Genomic DNA, 19,551 nt, shown 5'->3' with positions numbered 1-19,551 from the left:
GGCCCCCGGGTCTCCCCGTGGCGCTCGGCGACGCGGTACCGTGGCGTCCCTTTCTCCCCGGGCCCGGGACTTCCCACCCGAAGATTAGGGGAAATGATCCTCGCGGCCGCTCTGGAGGTTCCGTGGTACAGGCGTACATCCTCATCCAGACCGAGGTGGGCAAGGCATCGGTGGTGGCCGAGTCGATCGGCCGGATCCAGGGGGTGATCCAGGCCGAGGACGTGACGGGGCCGTACGACGTGATCGTGCGGGCCCAGGCCGACACCGTGGACGAACTCGGCCGCATGGTGGTCGCGAAGGTCCAGCAGGTGGACGGCATCACCCGCACCTTGACCTGCCCGGTCGTCCATTTGTAGCCCCCGTCTACTCTTGGCCGGTGATGTCCCTCCACCACCGGCCCGTCCGTCTGCTGGCCCTGCCCGCCCCGATGGCCGTACTCGCCGTGGCAGTCCTCGCGGGCTGCTCCCCGGGTACCGCCGGGGCCCGGGTGGCTCCGCCCCCCACGCCGCCCGCCGAGGTCGCGGGGCTCTGTGCCGCGCTGCACGAGGAGCTCCCGGAGACGGTGGCCGGCCTGAAGCGCTCGCCCGCCCAACCGTCTTCCGACCTGACCGCCGCGTGGGGCGGCTCGGCGATCGTACTGCGGTGCGGTATCCCCAAGCCCCCCGCGATGTCGGATCCCGCACAGGACGGCGTCGAGGTGAACGGCGTGGGGTGGCTGCTGGAGCAGCTCGACGGTGGCGGTTTCCGCTTCACCACCGGGCTGCGCCTGGCGTACACCGAGGTCACGGTGGACAAGGAGCACGCCAAGGACGCCGGTCTCCTGGTGCCCCTGTCGGCCGCGGTCAAGAAGACCGTGCCCGAGGGCATCGCCTCCTACTGATCGCTCCCCCCTGCGCCCACTGAGAACCGCCCGCCGGATCCGTGACCCGGCGGGCGGTCTCTCGTGCGTCGTGGCGCGGGGACCCTAGCGCAGCCCCGTGGAGCGGCGCAGGGCCGCCTGGATCAGACGGTCCACCAGCTCCGGGTACGCGACGCCGGTCTCCTGCCACATCCGCGGGTACATGGAGATGGGGGTGAACCCCGGCATCGTGTTGATCTCGTTGATGACGAAGGTGCCGTCCTCGGTGAGGAAGAAGTCGGCGCGCACCAGGCCCTCGCAGGACGCGGCCTCGAAGGCCTCGATCGCGAGGCGCTGGACCTCCGCGGTCTGCTCCGGGGTCAGCGGGGCGGGGACCAGACCGGAGGCGGAGTCGATGTACTTCGCCTCGAAGTCGTAGAAGTCGTGGCTGGAGACCGGCGGGATCTCGGCGGGCACGCTCGCGCGGGGACCGTCCTCGAACTCCAGCACTCCGCACTCGATCTCGCGGCCGCGCAGCAGCGCCTCCACGATGACCTTCGGGTCGTGGCGCTGGGCTTCCTTGAGGGCGTCGTCGAGGCCGGACGGGTCGTCGACCTTGGTGATGCCGATGGAGGACCCGGCGCGGGCCGGCTTCACGAACAGGGGCCAGCCGTGTTCGGCGGCGAAGGCCACGATCTTCTCGCGGGCGGCGCTCTCGTCGCGCTCCCACTCGCGGGGGCGGATGGTCACGTACGGGCCGACCGGCAGCCCGAAGGAGGTGAACACCCGCTTCATGTAGTCCTTGTCCTGGCCGACGGCCGAGGCGAGGACGCCCGAGCCGACGTAGGGGATGCCGGACAGTTCGAGGAGGCCCTGGAGGGTGCCGTCCTCGCCGTAGGGACCGTGCAGGACGGGGAAGACGACGTCGACCTCGCCCAGCGCCTTGGGCACGACACCGGGTTCGGTGTAGACGACCTCGCGGCTGGCCGGGTCGACCGGGAGCACCACGGTGCCCCCGGCGGAGTCGGCCAGGTCCTCGACGCTGGGGAGCTTGCGGTCGGCGATGGCCATCCGCTCGGGCTCGTCGGCCGTCAGGGCCCACCGGCCGTCCGTGGTGATGCCGATGGGCAGCACCTCGTACTTGGACCGGTCGATGGAACGCAGAACCGCGCCCGCAGTGACGACCGAGATGGCGTGTTCGGAGCTGCGGCCGCCGAACACGACGGCCACGCGCGGCTTGCGACCCTGCTGGTCAGGGCTCTGGGAAGAGTTCTGGCTGCTCATATCGGTCCGAGGGTACCCGGTCCAGGTACCGGAACGGAGTCAGCGGCGTTCCGGTTTGGCGCTGCGGCCCATGAGCTCCTTCAGGGCCACCAGCGGCGGCTTGCCGTGGTGGACGATGTCGACCACCGTGTCCGTGATGGGCATGTCCACTCCGTGACGGCGGGCCAGATCGGCCACCGACTCGCAGGACTTGACCCCCTCCGCGGTCTGCTTGGTGACCGCGATGGTCTCCTCCAGGGTCATCCCGCGGCCGAGGTTGGTGCCGAAGGTGTGGTTCCGGGAGAGCGGCGAGGAGCAGGTGGCGACCAGGTCACCGAGGCCCGCGAGGCCCGAGAAGGTGAGCGGGTCGGCGCCCATGGCCAGGCCCAGCCGGGTGGCTTCGGCCAGGCCGCGGGTGATCAGGGAGCCCTTGGTGTTGTCGCCCAGGCCCATGCCGTCGGCGATGCCCACGGCGAGGCCGATGACGTTCTTGACGGCGCCGCCGAGCTCGCAGCCGATGACGTCGGTGCTGGTGTACGGGCGGAAGTACGGGGTGTGGCAGGCGGTCTGGAGGCGTTGGGCGACGCCCTCGTCGACGCAGGCGACCACGGCGGCGGCGGGCTGCCGGGCGGCGATCTCGCGGGCCAGGTTGGGGCCGGTGACCACGGCGACGCGCGCGGAGGGGACCTTCGCCACCTCTTCGATGACCTCGCTCATCCGCTTGGCGCTGCCGAGTTCGATGCCCTTCATCAGGGAGACGAGCACGCTGTCGGCGGGGAGCAGCGGGGCCCATTCGGCGAGGTTGCCGCGCAGGGTCTGCGAGGGGATGGCGAGGACGACGAAGTCGGCGCCCCGGGCGGCCTCGGCCGCGTCGGTGGTGGCGCGCAGGTTCTCGGGCAGTGCGACGCCCGGGAGGTAGTCCGGGTTGGACCGGCCGGTGTTGATGGCCTCGACCGCTTCGGCGCGGCGGCCCCACAGGACCACCTCGCAGCCGGCGTCGGCGAGCACCATGCCGAAGGCCGTGCCCCACGAGCCGGTTCCGAACACGGCAGCTTTGACGGTGCGCGTCACTTCTCCCCCTCCCCCGCGGCCTTGCGCCGCTGTTCCACCCTGGCCTTGCGGTGGTCGTACGGCTGCACGGGAGCGGTCTCTCCGCGCAGTTCCTCCAGCAGCTCCGTGATGGCCGCCATGATGACTTCGGTGACGGCCTTGAGGACGTCCGGCGTCGGCTCCCTGTCGTAGAACTCGGAGAGGTCCACGGGCGGTCCGGCGAGCACCTGGAGGGTCTTGCGCGGGAAGAGCCGGACCTTGTTCTCCGTGGCGTATGGCGGCACCGCGAGGTTCGCGCCCCACTGGGCCACCGGGATGACGGGCGCCTTCGTCAGCAGGGCCACCCGCGCGGCGCCGGTCTTGCCGGCCATGGGCCACTGATCGGGATCGCGGGTGAGGGTGCCCTCCGGGTAAAAGGCCACGCATTCCCCGCGCTCGATCGCGTCGACGGCGGCCCGGAATGCGACGAGGGCGTTCGTGGACTCCCGGTAGACGGGGATCTGTCCTGATCCGCGCAGGATCGAACCGACAATCGGCACCTTGAAGAGGGCGGCCTTCGCGAGCAATCGGGGCACCCGGCCGGTGTTGTACTGGAAGTGCGCGTAGGAGAGCGGGTCCAGATACGAGTTGTGATTGACGGCGGTGATAAATCCGCCCTCGGCCGGAATGTGCTCCATTCCCTGCCAGTCCCGCTTGAAGAGCACTACCAGCGGCGGTTTCGCGATGACCGCCGCCAGGCGGTACCAGAAGCCGATTCTGCGGCGGGACACTCGGACACCTTCCTCTAGGACCGGTGCGCGGCGGGCACCCGATCGGCCCGGACAAGTCTCTCTCCGGGTCCGGTCTCTGTCGAGAACACCGTACGCCCCGCTCACGCCACCGAACCGCCGGGCTGCCCGGGAGGGGGTGACAATGGGCCGACGCGTGTGCGAGAACGCGTCCATGACACGTCCAGCGGGGAAGGGGTCGGCCACGAACGCCGTCTGGAGCCTGGTGATCCCGCTCAAGCCGCTCTCCGTGGCCAAGAGCCGGCTGGCCGCGGCGGCCGGGGCCGACCGGCCGCGGCTCGCGCTGGCGTTCGCCCAGGACACCGTGGCGGCGGCGCTGACCTGCGCGGCGGTCCGGGATGTGGTGGTCGTCACGGACGATCCGCTGGCCGGGGCGGAACTGGCCGCGCTGGGCGCGCGGATCGTGGCGGACCGGCCCGCGGCCGGGCTCAACGCGGCGCTGGCCCATGGCGCGGGGGCGGTCCGGGAGGTCCGGCCGGGGGCCGCGGTGGCCGCGATGAACGCGGATCTGCCCGCGCTACGGCCTTCGGAATTGCAACGGGTGCTCGAAAACTCGGCGGAATTTCCCCGGGCATTCCTGGCCGATGCGGCAGGAATCGGAACGACGTTGCTTTCCGCCGCCCCGGGCGTCGAATTGGCCCCCGCCTTCGGCGGCCCGTCGCGGGCCCGGCATTCCGCCTCGGGTGCGGTGGAAATCACGCTCCGCGGCGTCGACAGCGTGCGCCGGGACGTCGATACGGCGGCGGATCTGCGGGAGGCGCTGCTGCTGGGCCTGGGCCCCCACACGGGACGTTACGGGGCCCGACTGCGGGCCGGCGCGCCCGTACTGCGTCCCGAGGCCCGGTGACCGTCGGCCCCTTCCCCGCCGCCCGCCCCGCGCCCGCCCCGACCGGCGGGGCAGCCCTTAAGCTGCGCTCATGCAGGCAACGGCGTTCACCTACGACTCCCAGACCCGCGGCGGAAGTGTGCTGCTGGACGACGGCACCCCGGTGCCCTTCGAGGCCGCCGCCTTCGACGCGGGCGGCCTGCGGCTGCTGCGCGCGGGGCAGCGGGTGCGGATCGAGACCGAGGGCGAGGGTGCGGGGCTGCGGATCACCCTGATCACCTTGCAGACCTTCGTGTAGCACCGGACGGGCCCCGCGGGGTCCGGACAACACCGCGGGCCGGCCCCCCTGGCATGGGGGGCCGGCCCGACGTGTGTGACGTCGCCCGTGCGTCTACTTCTTGCGGGCGGTGGTCTTCTTCGCGGTGGCCTTGCGCGTCGCCGTCTTCTTCGCCGGCGCCTTCGTCGCCGCGGTGGCCTTCTTGGCCGCCGGGGCGGTCTTCTTGGCCGTGGCGGTGGCCTTCTTGGCGGTCGCCGCGGCCTTCTTGACCGTGGCGGCCTTCTTGGCGGCCGGAGTGGCCTTCTTCGCGACCGTGGTCTTCGCGGCGGACTTCTTGACCACCGTGGCGGTGGTCTTCTTCGCGGTGGTCTTCTTCGCGACCGCGGTCTTCGCCGCCGCCTTCTTGGCGGTGGTGGCCTTCTTGGCCGCGGCCTTCTTGACCGTCGCGGAAGCTCCACCGGTCAGGCTGCCCTTGGGCGCCTTCTTGACCGACACCTCGCCGCCCTTGGGCAGCTTCTTGGTGCCGCTGACCAGGTCCTTGAAGCCCTGACCCGCGCGGAAGCGGGGGACCGAGGTCTTCTTGACCCGGACGCGCTCACCCGTCTGCGGGTTACGGGCGTAACGGGCCGGCCGGTCGACCTTCTCGAACGAGCCGAAGCCCGTGACCGAGACCCGGTCGCCGGCGACCACCGCACGGACGATCGCGTCGAGCACCGCGTCGACGGCGTCCGCGGCCTGCTGGCGGCCGCCCACCTTGTCGGCAATCGCTTCTACGAGCTGCGCCTTGTTCACGTCTTCCCCTTCGGAGACTTCGCCAGAACGAATGTGTTCAAGCTTATTTCGCACGTTAGGCGGATATATACCGCAAATCAAACACGAAACGGGCTAATCACCCTAGTGCCGCAACGATGTAGGCCGTTACGGAGTTCCTTCGCATCAGTCGCCTTCAGGGAATCGACCCTCGTCGAGGTCCTTCATCAACCTGTCCAGGCGCCTTGCCGCATCGGCGAGATCGTGCTTCGCCGCTGCCGTGGCGACCAACAGCTTCCGGGACAGCGCCATCCTTACGCCCTCCGGGACTTGCAGCGAGCGCACCCTTGTGTGCGCTTCTTTCAGCCGGTCCGCGACAAGTCCGTAGAGCTCGAGTTGACTGTCGCGTTCCATGCACAGATTGTGCCATCTGGGGCGAGTTGTCGCCTCATGGGGCCTCAACAAACGCGTGTGCCCCCCGCCGGAAGGCGGGGGGCACACTGGCCAAGACGAGTTCACCAGAGGTGAATAAGCGCTGATCAGGCCTGAATCGTGCGCGGCTTGAAGCTCGGGCGGACGCTTTCGTAAGTCGCGATGTCCGCTTCGTTCTGAAGGGTGAGCGAGATGTCGTCCAGACCCTCCAGGAGACGCCAACGGGCATTGTCGTCCAGTTCGAACTCGGCCACGACGCCCTCGGCGCGGACCTCCCGGGCGACCAGGTCCACCGTGATCTCGGCGGTGGGGTCGGCCTCGGTCAGCTCCAACAGCCGATCGACCGTCTCCTGCGGCAGCACGACGGTCAGCAGGCCGTTCTTGAGGGAATTCCCGCGGAAGATGTCGGCGAAGCGGGCCGAGATCACCGTCTTGAAGCCGAAGTTCTGCAGGGCCCAGACGGCGTGCTCCCGCGAGGATCCGGTGCCGAAGTCGGGACCGGCGACCAGGACGGTCGCCCCCGCGCGCTCCGGCTGGTTCGTGATGAACGCCGGGTCCTTGCGCCAGGCCTCGAAGAGCCCGTCCTCGAACCCGTCACGGGTGATCTTCTTCAGCCAGTGGGCGGGGATGATCTGGTCGGTGTCGACGTTGCTGCGACGCAGCGGCACGGCCCGGCCGGTGTGGGTGGTGAAGGCTTCCATGGTTCAGACTCCGGCGTTCACGGGGGCTTCGGACAGGTCGGCGGGCGAGGCCAGATGGCCCAGTACCGCGGTGGCCGCGGCCACCTGCGGGGAGACCAGGTGGGTGCGTCCACCCTTGCCCTGCCGGCCTTCGAAGTTGCGGTTCGAGGTGGACGCGGAGCGCTCACCAGGGGCCAGTTGGTCGGGGTTCATGCCCAGACACATCGAACAGCCCGCGTGCCGCCATTCGGCGCCGGCCTCCGTGAAGACCTTGTCCAGACCCTCGGACATCGCCTGCAGGGCGACCCGGACCGAGCCGGGGACGACCAGCATCCGTACGCCGTCGGCGACTTTGCGGCCCTCGATGATGCCCGCGACGGCCCGCAGGTCCTCGATGCGGCCGTTGGTGCAGGAACCTACGAAGACGGTGTCGACCCGGATGTCGCGCAGCGGCTGTCCGGCGGTCAACCCCATGTACTCCAGGGCCTTTTCGGCGGCGTGTCGCTCCGAAGCGTCCTCGTACGAAGCCGGATCGGGGACGTCGGCCGACAGCGGCGCGCCCTGGCCCGGGTTGGTGCCCCAGGTGACGAAGGGGGACAGCGTGGTCCCGTCGACGACGACCTCCGCGTCGAACACCGCGTCGTCGTCCGAGCGCAGCGTCGACCAGTAGGCGACCGCCGCGTCCCAGTCCGCGCCGACCGGAGCGTGGTCACGGCCCTTGAGGTACTCGAACGTGGTGGCGTCCGGGGCGATCATGCCGGCGCGGGCGCCCGCCTCGATCGACATGTTGCAGATGGTCATGCGGGCTTCCATCGACAGCTGCTCGATGGCGGCGCCGCGGTATTCCAGGACGTAGCCCTGGCCGCCGCCGGTGCCGATCTTGGCGATGATCGCCAGGATCAGGTCCTTGGCGGTGACGCCCTCGGCCAGTGCGCCGTCGATGGTGATCGCCATCGTCTTGGGGCGGGCCAGCGGCAGCGTCTGGGTCGCCAGGACGTGCTCGACCTGGCTGGTGCCGATGCCGAAGGCCAGCGCGCCGAAGGCGCCGTGCGTGGAGGTGTGCGAGTCGCCGCAGACCACGGTGGTGCCCGGCTGGGTCAGGCCCAGCTGGGGTCCCACGACGTGGACGACGCCCTGCTCGACATCGCCCAGCGAGTGCAGCCGGACGCCGAACTCGGCGCAGTTCTTGCGCAGCGTCTCCAGCTGGGCCCGGGAGACCGGGTCCGCGATGGGCTTGTCGATGTCGAGGGTGGGGGTGTTGTGGTCCTCGGTGGCGATGGTGAGGTCGAGGCGCCGCACCGGGCGGCCCGCCTGCCGCAGGCCCTCGAAGGCCTGGGGGCTGGTCACCTCGTGCAGCAGGTGCAAGTCGATGTAGAGGAGGTCGGGCTCGCCCTCGGCGCGCCGGACGACGTGGTCGTCCCAGACCTTCTCCGCGAGTGTCCTACCCATCGCTTTCCCTCCGGCCGGCTGGTTGAGCCGGCGCTTCTAGAGATTTCCAGCCACCGGTCGGCCCGTACCCCACGTGACGGACGGCAGCTCAGGCCCCGTGGTTCGTGGACCTGCACATACAGACTCGCTGGTTCTTGGAAAAATTGAACTTGCGTTTCACAGTGTGAGACGCGAATATCGTTTCATGGACAACTCTAGCGGCGTCGGCGTTCTCGACAAGGCAGCTCTGGTATTGAGCGCACTGGAGTCCGGTCCGGCCACCCTCGCCGGGCTGGTCGCGGCGACAGGGCTCGCACGACCCACGGCACATCGCCTGGCCGTGGCACTGGAACACCACCGGATGGTGGCGAGGGACATGCAGGGCCGGTTCATCCTCGGACCGCGGCTGGCGGAACTCGCCGCCGCGGCCGGTGAGGACCGTCTGCTGGCCACGGCGGGACCGGTGCTCACGCACCTCCGTGACGTGACGGGCGAGAGCGCGCAGCTCTACCGGCGTCAAGGCGACATGCGCATCTGCGTGGCGGCGGCCGAACGGCTGTCGGGTCTGCGGGACACCGTCCCGGTCGGCTCCACGCTCCCGATGAAGGCCGGTTCGGCCGCGCAGATCCTGATGGCCTGGGAGGAGCCCGAGCGGCTCCACCGCGGCCTGCAGGGCGCGCGGTTCACGGCCACGGCCCTGTCCGGCGTGCGTCGCCGCGGTTGGGCCCAGTCGATCGGCGAGCGTGAGCCCGGCGTGGCCTCCGTCTCGGCGCCGGTGCGCGGTCCTTCGAACCGCGTGGTGGCCTCCGTATCGGTCTCCGGGCCGATCGAGCGGCTGACCCGGCACCCGGGGCGCATGCACGCGCAGGCCGTCATCGACGCGGCCGCCCGGCTGAGCGAGGCCCTGCGCCGCTCCAGCTGAGCCCCTCCAGGTTCCGCCCCACCCCATCCACTCCCCCGGGCCCGGGGGCGCGTACGACGCCGCACACGTCCGAACGCGCGCCCTCGGGCCCGTACTTGTGGCCCCGCGTCCGGAAACGACGAAGAGGCCCTCCGCGATGATCGCGGAGGGCCTCTCCTGTACGTACCCCCGACCGGATTCGAACCGGCGCTACCGCCTTGAGAGGGCGGCGTGCTAGGCCGCTACACAACGGGGGCCTGCCTGCATTTACTGCGCTGGGCTACCAGGACTCGAACCTAGAATAAGAGAACCAGAAACTCTCGTGTTGCCAATTACACTATAGCCCATAGTGGTCTAGACCAGCTAGACAGTACCCCCGACCGGATTCGAACCGGCGCTACCGCCTTGAGAGGGCGGCGTGCTAGGCCGCTACACAACGGGGGCCCTAGCGATCCTGCATCGTGACGTCCGGGTGCGACCCTGGAGATCTCGCGGGAAGGATCTGTACCCCCGACCGGATTCGAACCGGCGCTACCGCCTTGAGAGGGCGGCGTGCTAGGCCGCTACACAACGGGGGCAAAGCACTGCGTTACTACTGCACTGCGCTGGGCTACCAGGACTCGAACCTAGAATAAGGGAACCAGAAACCCTCGTGTTGCCAATTACACTATAGCCCACCAAAACGCAACCCCTTGCGGGGGGTTTGTTTGGTTTTGCGCTTCCGTTCCGGCCTTGCGGCCCGCACCGGCGGCGCAGAAAGAACATTACCGGATGGCTGACCGTGCTCCAAAACGGGTATCACCGGCCAGCAGCGACGGAAGCTGTGCGAGCCCGGTGATCCGGTGCACCCCTTCAGGGACCGGAGCGCGGACCGGAGCGCGGGCCGTCCCGCGCGCGGGTTCCGGGCCGCCGTCACGGTCGAGCCAGACCGCGGTCAGCCCCGCGTCGCGCGCCCCACGGGCGTCGATCTCCGGCTGGTCCCCCACGTAGACCACCTCCTGCGGAGCCAGCCCCAGCGCCGCACAGGCCGCCAGGAAGGCCGCCGCGTCGGGCTTGCTGACCCCCAGCTCGGCGGCGCACACCAGGACCTCGAAGCGTTCGCGCAGGCCCAGGTCGCGCAGCTTGGGGTCCTGGTTGGCGAGGGAGGAGTTGGAGAGCACCCCGTGCCGGTGGCTGTGGGCCAGGGCGTCCAGGGCGGGCAGCACGTCCGGGAAGACGGTCCAGGCCGCCTTGTAGTGCTCGACGTAGCGGCCGAACCAGGCGTCGGCCCCCGCGGCGTCCAGCTCCGGTTGCCCGAGGAAGTCCCGCACCCGGTCCCTGCGCTGCTCCTGGAAGCCGACCTCCCCGGCGGCGAAGCGCGCCCAGTGGCGGTCGGTGTGGGCCCGCCACAGGGCCAGCGCCTGGTGCGGGGCCCCGTACCGCTCGGCGAGGCCCTCCTGCTCCAGGTGCGCCCGGAGCCCGGCCGTGTCGGCCCCGGTGTAGTCGAAGAGCGTGTCGTCGATGTCCCACAGCACCGCGCGTATCGGCATGCCCCGACCCTACGCCGCAACGCCGCGGGGGCGGCGGCCTTTACGGCCACCGCCCCCGGGGAGCGTGCGAGGTGGTGCTACTCGGACAGCTTCGCCAGCGCCGCGTCGATGCGGGACAGGGACTTGTCCTTGCCCAGGATCTCCAGGGACTCGAAGAGCGGGAGACCGACGGTGCGGCCGGTGACCGCGACGCGGACCGGGGCCTGCGCCTTGCCGAGCTTGAGGCCGTGGGCCTCGCCCGCCGTCAGGACGGCCTGCTTGAGCGACTCGGGGTCGCTCCAGTTCGCCGACTCCAGGTTGGCGCGCGCCGTGGTCAGCAGGGCCGCCGGCTCGCCCTTCATCGCCTTGTCCCACGAGGGCTGGTCGGCGACCGGCTCGTCGAGGAAGAGGAAGTCGACGTTGGCCGTGATCTCCGACAGGACCGCCAGCCGGGTCTGCGCGTGGGGGGCGATGGCCTCCCAGGCCGCCTGGTCGAAGGCCTCGGGGGCCCACGGGGCGTGCGGGGCGCGCAGCCAGGGGGTGCAGGCCTCGGCGAAGGCCTTCACGTCCAGCATGCGGATGTGGTCGCCGTTGATCGACTCGCACTTCTTGAGGTCGAAGCGCGCCGGGTTCGCGTTGACGTCCGGGATGTCGAACTTCGCCACCATCTCCTCGATCGAGAAGACGTCCTGATCCTTGGAGAAGGACCAGCCGAGCAGCGAGAGGTAGTTCAGCAGGCCCTCGGGGAGGAAGCCGCGCTCGCGGTACAGGTTGAGCGAGGACTCCGGGTCGCGCTTGGAGAGCTTCTTGTTGCCCTCGCCCATCACGTACGGCAGGTGCCCGAAGGCCGGGACCGCCTTCGCGATACCGAGCTCGATCAGGGCGCCGTAGAGCGCGATCTGGCGCGGGGTGGAGGACAGCAGGTCCTCGCCGCGCAGCACGTGCGTGATCTCCATCAGCGCGTCGTCGACCGGGTTGACCAGGGTGTACAGCGGAGCGCCGTTGGCCCGGACGATGCCGAAGTCCGGCACGTTCTCGGGGGTGACGGAGATCTCGCCGCGGACCAGGTCCGTGAAGGTGATCGTCTCGTCGGGCATCCGGAAGCGGACGATCGAGGCGCGGCCCTCGGCCTGGTACGCGGCCTTCTGCTCGGCGCTCAGGTCACGGCACTGGCCGTCGTAGCCGGAGGGCTTGCCGGCCGCGCGCGCGGCGTCGCGGCGGGCGTCGAGCTCCTCGGTGGTGCAGTAGCAGTGGTAGGCGTAGCCGCCGTCCTGGAGCTTCTGCGCGACGTCCGCGTAGATGTCCATGCGCTCGGACTGGCGGTACGGGGCGTGCGGGCCGCCCACCTCGGGGCCCTCGTCCCAGGTGAAGCCGAGCCAGCGCAGCGAGTCGAGCAGCTGGACGTACGACTCCTCGGAGTCGCGGGCCGCGTCGGTGTCCTCGATGCGGAAGACGAACGTACCGCCGTGGTGGCGGGCGAACGCCCAGTTGAAGAGGGCCGTCCGGACCAGGCCCACGTGGGGGTTGCCGGTCGGGGAGGGACAGAAACGTACGCGGACAGGTCCGTTAACCACGCTTGATCACCTTGTTGGTGAGAGTGCCGATGCCTTCGATGGTGACGGCGACCTCGTCGCCGACGTTGAGGGGGCCGACTCCGGCCGGGGTCCCCGTGAGGATGACGTCGCCCGGGAGCAGCGTCATGGCCTCGGTGATGTGCACGATCAGGTCCTCGATGGAGCGGACCATGTCGCTGGTGCGGCCGAGCTGGCGCTGTTCGCCGTTCACGGTGCACTGGATGGCCAGGTCGCTCGGGTCGAGGTCGGTCTCGATCCAGGGACCGAGGGGGCAGGCTCCGTCGAACCCCTTGGCCCGGGCCCACTGCTTCTCGCGCTGCTGGACGTCGCGCGCGGTGAGGTCGTTGGCGCAGGTGTAGCCGAGGATGACGTCCTTGACGCGCTCGCGCGGGACGTCGCGGCACATGCGGCCGATCACCACGGCCAGCTCGGCCTCGTGGTGGACGTCCTGGGAGAAGGAGGGGTACGCGATCGGGTCACCGGGGCCCACCACCGAGGTGGAGGGCTTGAAGAAGGTGATCGGGGCGTCGGGCACCTCGTTCCCCAGCTCCGCGGCGTGCTCGGCGTAGTTGCGGCCGATGGCCACGATCTTGCTGGGCAGGACGGGCGGGAGCAGTCGGACCCGGTCCCGGGAGGACGGGTCGAGCGGGACCTTCGTGCCCGACAGCTCGAAGTCCCCGTACGGGATGCCCTTGATGATGTCGAGGACGAGCCCGCCCTCGGCGCCGGGGGCTGCGTCGCCCTCGACCGCGCCGAAGGCGACATTTCCGTCGATCGAGAACCTGGCGATGCGCACGTGTTGCGTCTGCCCCTCTGTCCGTCCACTGCTTGGCCCGAGTGGGCCGGAGTCTGCGGACTCCAGGCTAACGCGGCGGACCGGGGCACTTCGCTCGATTCCCGCGCGGTGCGGGGTCGGTGCGCGGTGCGCGGGCGGGGTTACCGCGCGGCGGGGGCCACCGGGGCGTCCATCAGGATGGTGCGGCGCGGGTTCGCGGTCTGGGTGGGCAGATCGACCGAGTGCTCCGGCGTCTCGACCGCCTGCAGCTCCTCGGCGTCCTTGAGGTGCGCGAGGGTGGTGCGGCGCGGGTTGGCTATGTTGCGGAACATCATCGTCGTCTTCTGCGTGCTCATCGGAGTGTCGGAACCCTTGATCGGTGTGGGCCGGACGCACCTCGTGGGCGCCGGTTGTCGGGCGTGCCATCCCTGTAAAGGGCCAGGCTAAACATCCGAATCCCCCGGGGAACCGAGAAGTAATGGCCATGGCTGTGTGAGTTTGCTCACCTACGACCGGGCATTCCGGTCAATACGGTCAGTCAATTCAAGTGCCAGAAACGGACATTGCGCCACTGAATGCGCCATTCCGCTCCCGATCATGGCGACTGGGACACCTTGTGGATCATAGCGATTACACAGCGAAAGTCCGGTTCGCCCCGAAAGAGGTCCCACATCCGGTAGTTCCTCTGTCACAAGCCGTCACCGACTCTCCGAGGGAACCCTCGCACCTTGTTGGAGATCCGGCACTGTGCTGGAATTCGCGGGACCGCCGCGGGAATCAAGCCGGTGCGCAAGCGGCGCGACCAAGCGCCGAGCGCGGTGGCAAGGAGAGGGAGACGCGCCGGTCACCGACGACCACCATGGGGCCGTCAGTGCCCCACGACTCGACACCGTCCCACCGGTCGCCCGGAGGGACGCCTGGTCCAGAGGTTGCGAGCTAGTGCAGGGACGTTTCAAGAGGGATGGCAGCGCTGCGGCGGAGCAGGAGCCGCGCAGCGGGACCGACCGTGGCTCCTCGCCCCAGCACGCCCAGAACCGCGGGCCGGCTGCCGGTGGCACGGGTGGCCCCGACACGCCCCCCGCCGTGAAGGCGAAGGGCAGGGGCAAGAGCCCGAAGGCGAAGACGAAGGCCAAGGCGAACGGCAAGACCGCCCTGGACGAGTCCGCCGAGCGGGACCAGGCGATACCGAAGGCCCCCAGTGGGCCCGGCTCCCGGCTCGCCCTGCAGAACTGGCGCATCAGCACGCGACTGGTGTCGCTGCTGACCCTGCCCGTCGTCGCCGCCACCACGCTCGGTGGCTTCCGCATCAACGACTCCATGAACGACATCGCGCAGCTGGACCACATGCAGCTGCTGACGACGATGACCCGGCAGGCCACCAACCTGGCCGCCGCGCTCCAGGAGGAGCGCGACAAGTCCGCGGGTCCGCTGTCGGTGGCCAAGGCCGCCGCGGCCGCCAACGCGGGCGGGACCCCGGCCCCGGCCAACAGCCTCGTCGCCGGTGTGCGCGACCAGACGGACGCCGCGGCGACCGCCTTCGCCGGCGCCACCGACAAGATCGACAGCGCCGAGGACAAGGACGACACCCTCAAGTCGATCCGCAACAACGTCCTGCAGATCGGCCGTCAGCTCGCCGGCATCGAGGACATCCGCAAGAAGGCGTACCAGAACAGCGCCCAGCAGACGGTCTCCGAGTACAACGGCCTCATCGTCTCGCTGCTCTCGCTCTCCCAGGACATGGCCCAGGCCACCTCCAGCCCGGAGATGATCAAGCGCACGCGCGCCCTGGCCGCCTTCTCCTCCGCCAAGGAGTACGCCTCGATCCAGCGCGCGGTCATCGCCGCCGCGCTCCCCGAGACCGGTGACAAGCCCGGCAAGCTCAGCGAGAACGACCGTCTGTACGCCCTGGCCGCCCAGCGCGGCGAGAGCCAGGCGAAGAAGACCTTCGAACTCGTCTACCAGGGCAAGCCCGAGGAGCTCCTCCAGTCGCTCGGCGACGGCAACAGCGAGATCGGCACCGCCGACCACTACGCCCGCCGCGTGCTGACCACCGAGGGCCAGTTCGGCAAGGAGAAGAACCGGTCCTGGATGGACTGGTACGACGCCGACGACACCAAGCTCGCGGCCATGAAGGTCATCGAGCTGACCCTGCTCGACGACATGGAGCAGAAGGCCCGCGAGCTCAAGACCGAGTCGCAGCAGGACGCCATCATCAACGGTGCGCTGATCCTCATCGTCCTCGGCGTCTCCCTCGTCGGCGCCTTCGTCATGGCCCGCTCCATGATCCGCTCGCTGCGCCGCCTCCAGGACACCGCGACCCGGGTCGCCCAGGAACGCCTGCCCGAGCTGGTCAAGCAGCTCTCGGAGACCGACCCGCAGGACGTCGACACCTCCGTGGAGTCGGTCGGCGTGCACTCGCGCGACGAGATCGGCCAGGTGGCCGCGGCCTTCGACGACGTGCACCGCGAGGCCGTCCGCCTCGCCGCCGAGCAGGCCCTCCTCCGGGGCAACGTCAACGCGATGTTCACCAACCTCTCGCGCCGTTCGCAGGGCCTCATCCAGCGCCAGCTCTCGCTCATCTCCGAGCTGGAGTCGCGCGAGGCCGACCCGGACCAGCTGTCCTCGCTCTTCAAGCTCGACCACCTCGCGACCCGCATGCGCCGTAACGGCGAGAACCTCCTCGTCCTCGCGGGCGAGGAGCCCGGCCGCCGGTGGACCCGCCCCGTCCCGCTCGTCGACGTGCTCCGCGCCGCGGCGTCCGAGGTGGAGCAGTACGAGCGCATCGAACTCTCGTCGGTGCCCGGCACCGACGTCGCCGGCCGCGTCGTCAACGACCTCGTGCACCTGCTCGCCGAGCTGCTGGAGAACGCCACCTCGTTCTCCTCCCCGCAGACCAAGGTCAAGGTGACCGGTCACGCGCTGCCCGACGGGCGCGTGCTGGTCGAGATCCACGACACCGGCATCGGCCTCTCCCCCGAGGACCTCGCCGCGATCAACGAGCGACTCGCCTCGCCGCCGACCGTGGACGTCTCGGTCTCGCGCCGCATGGGTCTGTTCGTGGTCGGCCGCCTGTCCCTGCGACACGGCATCCGGATCCAGCTGCGCCCCTCCGACTCCGGCGGTACGACGGCACTCGTCATGCTCCCGGTCGACGTGGCCCAGGGCGGCAAGAAGCCCGCTCCGATGCCGGGCCAGAACAGCCCGGGCATCCCCGGTGCGGCCGGCCAGCAGGGCGCGGTCTCCGGTACGGGCGCCCGTCCCCCGGTGGGCGCGGCCCCGCAGCGCGGTCAGGTCGCCGGTGGCGGTCAGCGCGCCGCGCTGCCCGGTCGCGAGAACTCCGGCCAGCAGCGTCCCCAGGGGCAGCAGGGCCAGCAGGGCGGCCGCGGCCAGGCCCAGCAGGGCCCGAACGCCTTCGGCGCCGGTGCTCCGGTGGCCGGTCGCGGTCCGGCCGGCGGGCCCCAGGCCCGTCCGGGCGCGGCCCCGGCCGGTGCCACGCAGTCCGGTACCGCGGCCTTCCCGCAGAACGACCCGTTCGGACCCGGAACCCCCTCCGGCGCGCCGCAGGGCGGCAACGGCTTCGAGCGTCCGCAGCCCCAGGCACCGGGTCAGGGCGGACCGGTGACCCCGCGGGTGCGGCCGCAGCTGCCGCCGCGCGGTGGCGCGCCGCGTCCGGAGCTCCCGGGCGCCGGCACCGCCGCTTCCGCCGGGCTCCCGCCCAGCGCCAGCTGGGGCGCCGACCCGGGCCGCCGCGGTGGCCAGGACGTGCCGCGCGGGCACGACGAGGTCCAGGGCCCCGGCTCCACGGCCGAGTTCGCCCGCCCGGACTACAACGCCCCGATGCCCGGTTCCGGCAACGCTTCCACGACGGGCCAGTTCGCCCGTCCGGAGTTCCCCGTCCCCCAGGACCCCGCGTCCACCGGTCAGTTCGCGCGCCCCGATTTCCCGGGCACCCAGGACCCCTCCGGTACGGGCCAGTTCCCCCGCCCGGCCTTCCCGGGCAACCAGGACCCCTCCACCACCGGCCAGTTCGCGCGGCCCGACTTCGCGGCCCCGCGGACCGGTGGTCCCGGTGTCGGCGGCTACGGCGACCAGCAGCTGCCCCAGGCTCCGCAGCAGTACCAGGCCCCGCAGTCGCAGCAGCCGCTCGGGGGGCCCGTACCGGGCGCCCGCGGCGAGGCCCCGAGCCTGCCCCAGTCCCGCCAGCCGGAGGCACTGCCCCCGGCCCAGTCGCTGGGCGAGGCCCGGACCCCGCTCTTCGACAACCTGGAGTCGAACTGGTTCCGCCAGGAGGGCGAGCAGCCCTCCGGTCCGGTGCCGGCCGTACCCCAGCAGCCGCAGCAGGGGCTGGCGACCGGCCCCACTCCGGTCCCCGCGTCCCAGCAGCAGCCGCTGCCGCAGCGCGGCCAGGAGCGTGCGGGCGAGCAGTCCGCGCACCCGGCGCCCGGTTCGCCCACGGTGAGCTGGCGCTCCTCCCCCAACGACGAGCTGATGCGGCAGGCGGAGCGCGTGCGCCAGCCCGCCGCGGGCGGGATCACCACCTCGGGCCTGCCCCGTCGGGTGCCCCGCGCCAACCTCGTGGCGGGTACCGCGCAGCAGCAGGCCGAGGCCCAGGCGGGTCCGCAGGTCTCGCGCTCCCCGGACGACGTCCGCGGCCGGCTCACCAATCTCCGGCGCGGTATCCAGCAGGGCCGTCAGGCCGGCACCACCGGTCCGGCGACCGGCAGTTACCACATCGACCCCACTTACCAGCAGGAGCGATAGTTGAGTTCGATGAGCCAGGCGGCACAGAACCTGAACTGGTTGATCACGAACTTCGTGGACAACACCCCCGGGGTGTCCCACACCGTGGTGGTCTCCGCCGACGGCCTCCTTCTGGCCATGTCCGAGGGCTTCCCCCGGGACCGCGCCGACCAGCTCGCCGCGGTGGCCTCCGGGCTGACCTCGCTGACCGCGGGCGCCTCCCGCATCTTCGAGGGCGGCGCCGTCAACCAGACCGTGGTGGAGATGGACCGGGGATTCCTCTTCCTCATGTCCGTGTCCGACGGGTCCTCGCTGGCCGTGCTCGCGCACCCCGAGTGCGACATCGGCCTCGTGGGCTACGAGATGGCCCTGCTCGTGGACCGTGCGGGCAGCGTCCTCACCCCGGACCTGCGCGCGGAGCTGCAGGGCAGCCTCCTCATCTGACGTCCAGATCTCCCGGCCGGCGGGTACTGCCGGCCGGGGGACCGGGGCCCCCGCCCCGGAAACCAGTACCGCCGTTTGGCCGTCATCCCGTCCCCCCACCGGCCCCGTCGGACGGCACGTTGACCACTGCTGTCCAGCCCGGAGGATCCATGACCCCGCCCCCCGCCTATTCCGATCACTACGGCGATCCGTCGTACTCGGAAGGCGACCAGCCGCTGGTCCGCCCTTACGCGATGACCGGCGGCCGGACCCGGCCCCGCTACCAGCTCGCCATCGAGGCACTGGTCAGCACCACCGCCGATCCGATGCACCTGTCGGGCCTGCTTCCCGAGCACCAGCGCATCTGCACGCTGTGCCGCGAGGTCAAGTCGGTCGCGGAGGTGTCCGCACTGCTGTCGATGCCGCTCGGCGTCGCCCGGATCCTCGTCGCCGACCTGGCGGAGGCCGGCATGGTGGCCATCCACCAGCCGGGCAATGGAGAGGCCGGCGGAACGCCGGATGTAACGCTGCTCGAAAGGGTGCTCAGTGGACTTCGCAAGCTCTAGCGGTGGCGGAGCGACCCGCTCCACCACCTCCGCGAAGATCGTGGTGGCGGGGGGCTTCGGCGTGGGCAAGACCACGTTCGTGGGCGCCGTCTCCGAGATCAATCCGCTGCGCACCGAGGCCGTGATGACCAGCGCGAGCGCGGGCATCGACGACCTGACCCACACCGGGGACAAGACGACCACCACGGTCGCCATGGACTTCGGCCGCATCACCCTGGACCAGGACCTGATCCTGTACCTCTTCGGCACCCCCGGGCAGGACCGCTTCTGGTTCATGTGGGACGACCTCGTGCGCGGCGCCATCGGCGCGATCGTGCTCGTGGACACCCGCCGTCTCGCCGACTGCTTCCCCGCCGTCGACTACTTCGAGAACAGCGGCCTCCCCTTCGTCGTGGCGCTCAACGGCTTCGAGGGGCACCAGCCCTACACCCCCGAAGAGGTCCGCGAGGCCCTGCAGATCGGACCCGACGCACCGATCATCACCACCGACGCCCGCCACCGCGCGGACGCCAAGAGCGCGCTGATCACGCTGGTCGAGCACGCGCTGATGGCGCGCCTGAAGTAACACGCGCGCCGCTGTGCGGTTTGAGGGCGGGCTGTGTCATGCGACACGGCCCGCCCTTTCTTTTCATAACGTTTCGACAGAGAATTGCCCCCCTCCGGACACGCGCTGCGTTCGGTTGGTTCCGCTCCGCTCACAACTGCCCCCATTTTTCCCGTCGGTTGCTCTTT

At 70.7% G+C, this 19,551-nt stretch carries 20 protein-coding genes and 5 tRNA genes; 9 read left to right on the top strand and 16 right to left on the bottom strand.

Annotated features, from left to right (window positions below; translation table 11 throughout):
• Positions 1-122: 122 nt before the first annotated feature.
• On the top strand, positions 123-356 hold the full coding sequence (locus ACIQWR_RS03590; protein ID WP_404004853.1) for an Lrp/AsnC ligand binding domain-containing protein: 234 nt from the start codon (positions 123-125) through the stop codon (positions 354-356).
• A gap of 23 nt (positions 357-379) precedes the next feature.
• Positions 380-880 (top strand): DUF3515 domain-containing protein, encoded by a 501-nt coding sequence (locus ACIQWR_RS03585; RefSeq protein ID WP_404005038.1) that lies wholly within the window; start codon positions 380-382, stop codon positions 878-880.
• Between the two features lie 84 nt (positions 881-964).
• Here the strand turns inward: ACIQWR_RS03585 and ACIQWR_RS03580 are convergent, their stop codons facing one another.
• The 3 genes from ACIQWR_RS03580 to ACIQWR_RS03570 are packed head-to-tail and all read right to left on the bottom strand — an operon-like array spanning position 965 to position 3,921.
• Entirely contained in the window at positions 965-2,122 is a 1,158-nt protein-coding gene (locus tag ACIQWR_RS03580; RefSeq protein ID WP_399265664.1) for a D-alanine--D-alanine ligase family protein, read from the bottom strand.
• A 39-nt stretch (positions 2,123-2,161) separates the two neighbouring features.
• Positions 2,162-3,172 carry an NAD(P)H-dependent glycerol-3-phosphate dehydrogenase gene (locus tag ACIQWR_RS03575; protein WP_404004851.1) on the bottom strand — a complete coding sequence of 337 codons (1,011 nt, stop codon included), beginning with the start codon at positions 3,170-3,172 and terminating at the stop codon, positions 2,162-2,164.
• A complete protein-coding gene (locus ACIQWR_RS03570; RefSeq protein ID WP_404004849.1) occupies positions 3,169-3,921 on the bottom strand; it encodes a lysophospholipid acyltransferase family protein in 753 nt (250 codons plus the stop codon). The genes ACIQWR_RS03575 and ACIQWR_RS03570 overlap by 4 nt, the downstream gene beginning before the upstream one ends.
• A 172-nt stretch (positions 3,922-4,093) precedes the next feature.
• Here ACIQWR_RS03570 and cofC point away from each other — a divergent pair, with 172 nt between their 5' ends.
• The gene (gene cofC, locus ACIQWR_RS03565) at positions 4,094-4,786 is read left to right on the top strand and encodes a 2-phospho-L-lactate guanylyltransferase (RefSeq protein WP_404004847.1); all 693 of its coding nucleotides are present in this window, start codon (positions 4,094-4,096) and stop codon (positions 4,784-4,786) included.
• Positions 4,787-4,856: 70 nt separating this feature from the next.
• Positions 4,857-5,063: a hypothetical protein gene (locus ACIQWR_RS03560; RefSeq protein WP_283459872.1), complete on the top strand. Its 207-nt coding sequence runs from the start codon at positions 4,857-4,859 to the stop codon at positions 5,061-5,063.
• Positions 5,064-5,156: 93 nt separating this feature from the next.
• Here the strand turns inward: ACIQWR_RS03560 and ACIQWR_RS03555 are convergent, their stop codons facing one another.
• From ACIQWR_RS03555 to leuC, 4 genes are all read right to left on the bottom strand, one after another.
• The gene (locus ACIQWR_RS03555) at positions 5,157-5,834 is read right to left on the bottom strand and encodes an HU family DNA-binding protein (RefSeq protein WP_404004845.1); all 678 of its coding nucleotides are present in this window, start codon (positions 5,832-5,834) and stop codon (positions 5,157-5,159) included.
• A 144-nt stretch (positions 5,835-5,978) separates the two neighbouring features.
• Positions 5,979-6,206: a hypothetical protein gene (locus tag ACIQWR_RS03550; protein ID WP_330332835.1), complete on the bottom strand. Its 228-nt coding sequence runs from the start codon at positions 6,204-6,206 to the stop codon at positions 5,979-5,981.
• 125 nt (positions 6,207-6,331) lie between these two features.
• Positions 6,332-6,925 (bottom strand): 3-isopropylmalate dehydratase small subunit, encoded by a 594-nt coding sequence (gene leuD / locus ACIQWR_RS03545; RefSeq protein ID WP_404004842.1) that lies wholly within the window; start codon positions 6,923-6,925, stop codon positions 6,332-6,334.
• A 3-nt stretch (positions 6,926-6,928) separates the two neighbouring features.
• Entirely contained in the window at positions 6,929-8,353 is a 1,425-nt protein-coding gene (gene leuC, locus ACIQWR_RS03540; RefSeq protein WP_404004840.1) for a 3-isopropylmalate dehydratase large subunit, read from the bottom strand.
• A 184-nt stretch (positions 8,354-8,537) separates the two neighbouring features.
• Here leuC and ndgR point away from each other — a divergent pair, with 184 nt between their 5' ends.
• Entirely contained in the window at positions 8,538-9,254 is a 717-nt protein-coding gene (gene ndgR / locus ACIQWR_RS03535; RefSeq protein ID WP_389120751.1) for an IclR family transcriptional regulator NdgR, read from the top strand.
• Positions 9,255-9,417: 163 nt separating this feature from the next.
• Here the strand turns inward: ndgR and ACIQWR_RS03530 are convergent.
• From ACIQWR_RS03530 to ACIQWR_RS03490, 9 genes are all read right to left on the bottom strand, one after another.
• Positions 9,418-9,490 (bottom strand) — tRNA-Glu (locus ACIQWR_RS03530).
• Between the two features lie 18 nt (positions 9,491-9,508).
• Positions 9,509-9,580: transfer RNA gene (locus ACIQWR_RS03525), tRNA-Gln, on the bottom strand.
• Positions 9,581-9,604: 24 nt separating this feature from the next.
• Positions 9,605-9,677 (bottom strand) — tRNA-Glu (locus tag ACIQWR_RS03520).
• A 61-nt stretch (positions 9,678-9,738) separates the two neighbouring features.
• Positions 9,739-9,811 (bottom strand) — tRNA-Glu (locus tag ACIQWR_RS03515).
• 27 nt (positions 9,812-9,838) lie between these two features.
• Positions 9,839-9,910: transfer RNA gene (locus tag ACIQWR_RS03510), tRNA-Gln, on the bottom strand.
• Between the two features lie 87 nt (positions 9,911-9,997).
• Entirely contained in the window at positions 9,998-10,762 is a 765-nt protein-coding gene (locus tag ACIQWR_RS03505) for an HAD family hydrolase (protein WP_404004838.1), read from the bottom strand.
• 77 nt (positions 10,763-10,839) lie between these two features.
• The gene (gene gltX / locus ACIQWR_RS03500) at positions 10,840-12,315 is read right to left on the bottom strand and encodes a glutamate--tRNA ligase (protein ID WP_404004836.1); all 1,476 of its coding nucleotides are present in this window, start codon (positions 12,313-12,315) and stop codon (positions 10,840-10,842) included.
• Entirely contained in the window at positions 12,308-13,111 is an 804-nt protein-coding gene (locus ACIQWR_RS03495; protein WP_351040087.1) for a fumarylacetoacetate hydrolase family protein, read from the bottom strand. Before ACIQWR_RS03495 ends, gltX begins: the two co-directional genes overlap by 8 nt.
• A gap of 140 nt (positions 13,112-13,251) precedes the next feature.
• A complete protein-coding gene (locus ACIQWR_RS03490; protein WP_404004834.1) occupies positions 13,252-13,446 on the bottom strand; it encodes a hypothetical protein in 195 nt (64 codons plus the stop codon).
• Positions 13,447-14,029: 583 nt separating this feature from the next.
• Here ACIQWR_RS03490 and ACIQWR_RS03485 point away from each other — a divergent pair.
• The 4 genes from ACIQWR_RS03485 (at position 14,030) to ACIQWR_RS03470 (ending at position 19,384) form a co-directional block, all read left to right on the top strand.
• On the top strand, positions 14,030-17,851 hold the full coding sequence (locus tag ACIQWR_RS03485) for a nitrate- and nitrite sensing domain-containing protein (RefSeq protein WP_404004832.1): 3,822 nt from the start codon (positions 14,030-14,032) through the stop codon (positions 17,849-17,851).
• Positions 17,852-17,860: 9 nt separating this feature from the next.
• Entirely contained in the window at positions 17,861-18,274 is a 414-nt protein-coding gene (locus ACIQWR_RS03480; RefSeq protein ID WP_008739864.1) for a roadblock/LC7 domain-containing protein, read from the top strand.
• Positions 18,275-18,423: 149 nt separating this feature from the next.
• The gene (locus ACIQWR_RS03475; protein WP_330332826.1) at positions 18,424-18,819 is read left to right on the top strand and encodes a DUF742 domain-containing protein; all 396 of its coding nucleotides are present in this window, start codon (positions 18,424-18,426) and stop codon (positions 18,817-18,819) included.
• Complete coding sequence (locus ACIQWR_RS03470) at positions 18,800-19,384, top strand: ATP/GTP-binding protein (RefSeq protein WP_354380050.1); 585 nt, start codon at positions 18,800-18,802, stop codon at positions 19,382-19,384. Before ACIQWR_RS03475 ends, ACIQWR_RS03470 begins: the two co-directional genes overlap by 20 nt.
• Positions 19,385-19,551: the final 167 nt, after the last annotated feature.

This window comes from Streptomyces sp. NPDC098789 (genome assembly GCF_044759975.1).
Lineage (GTDB): Bacteria > Actinomycetota > Actinomycetes > Streptomycetales > Streptomycetaceae > Streptomyces.
Note: the sequence above shows the minus strand (reverse complement) of the source record. Positions and strands in the feature narration are given on the sequence as shown.

Excerpts from the sequence above, each read along its gene's own strand:
- cofC (WP_404004847.1), top strand. The coding sequence starts at position 4,094 with ATGACACGTCCAGCGGGGAAGGGGTCGGCCACGAACGCCGTCTGGAGC.
- ACIQWR_RS03560 (WP_283459872.1), top strand. The coding sequence starts at position 4,857 with ATGCAGGCAACGGCGTTCACCTACGACTCCCAGACCCGCGGCGGAAGT.
- ACIQWR_RS03480 (WP_008739864.1), top strand. The coding sequence starts at position 17,861 with ATGAGCCAGGCGGCACAGAACCTGAACTGGTTGATCACGAACTTCGTG.
- leuC (WP_404004840.1), bottom strand. The coding sequence starts at position 8,353 with ATGGGTAGGACACTCGCGGAGAAGGTCTGGGACGACCACGTCGTCCGG.
- ACIQWR_RS03580 (WP_399265664.1), bottom strand. The coding sequence starts at position 2,122 with ATGAGCAGCCAGAACTCTTCCCAGAGCCCTGACCAGCAGGGTCGCAAG.
- ACIQWR_RS03505 (WP_404004838.1), bottom strand. The coding sequence starts at position 10,762 with ATGCCGATACGCGCGGTGCTGTGGGACATCGACGACACGCTCTTCGAC.
- ACIQWR_RS03550 (WP_330332835.1), bottom strand. The coding sequence starts at position 6,206 with ATGGAACGCGACAGTCAACTCGAGCTCTACGGACTTGTCGCGGACCGG.
- ACIQWR_RS03490 (WP_404004834.1), bottom strand. The coding sequence starts at position 13,446 with ATGAGCACGCAGAAGACGACGATGATGTTCCGCAACATAGCCAACCCG.
- ndgR (WP_389120751.1), top strand. The coding sequence starts at position 8,538 with ATGGACAACTCTAGCGGCGTCGGCGTTCTCGACAAGGCAGCTCTGGTA.
- ACIQWR_RS03585 (WP_404005038.1), top strand. The coding sequence starts at position 380 with ATGTCCCTCCACCACCGGCCCGTCCGTCTGCTGGCCCTGCCCGCCCCG.
- ACIQWR_RS03475 (WP_330332826.1), top strand. The coding sequence starts at position 18,424 with ATGACCCCGCCCCCCGCCTATTCCGATCACTACGGCGATCCGTCGTAC.
- leuD (WP_404004842.1), bottom strand. The coding sequence starts at position 6,925 with ATGGAAGCCTTCACCACCCACACCGGCCGGGCCGTGCCGCTGCGTCGC.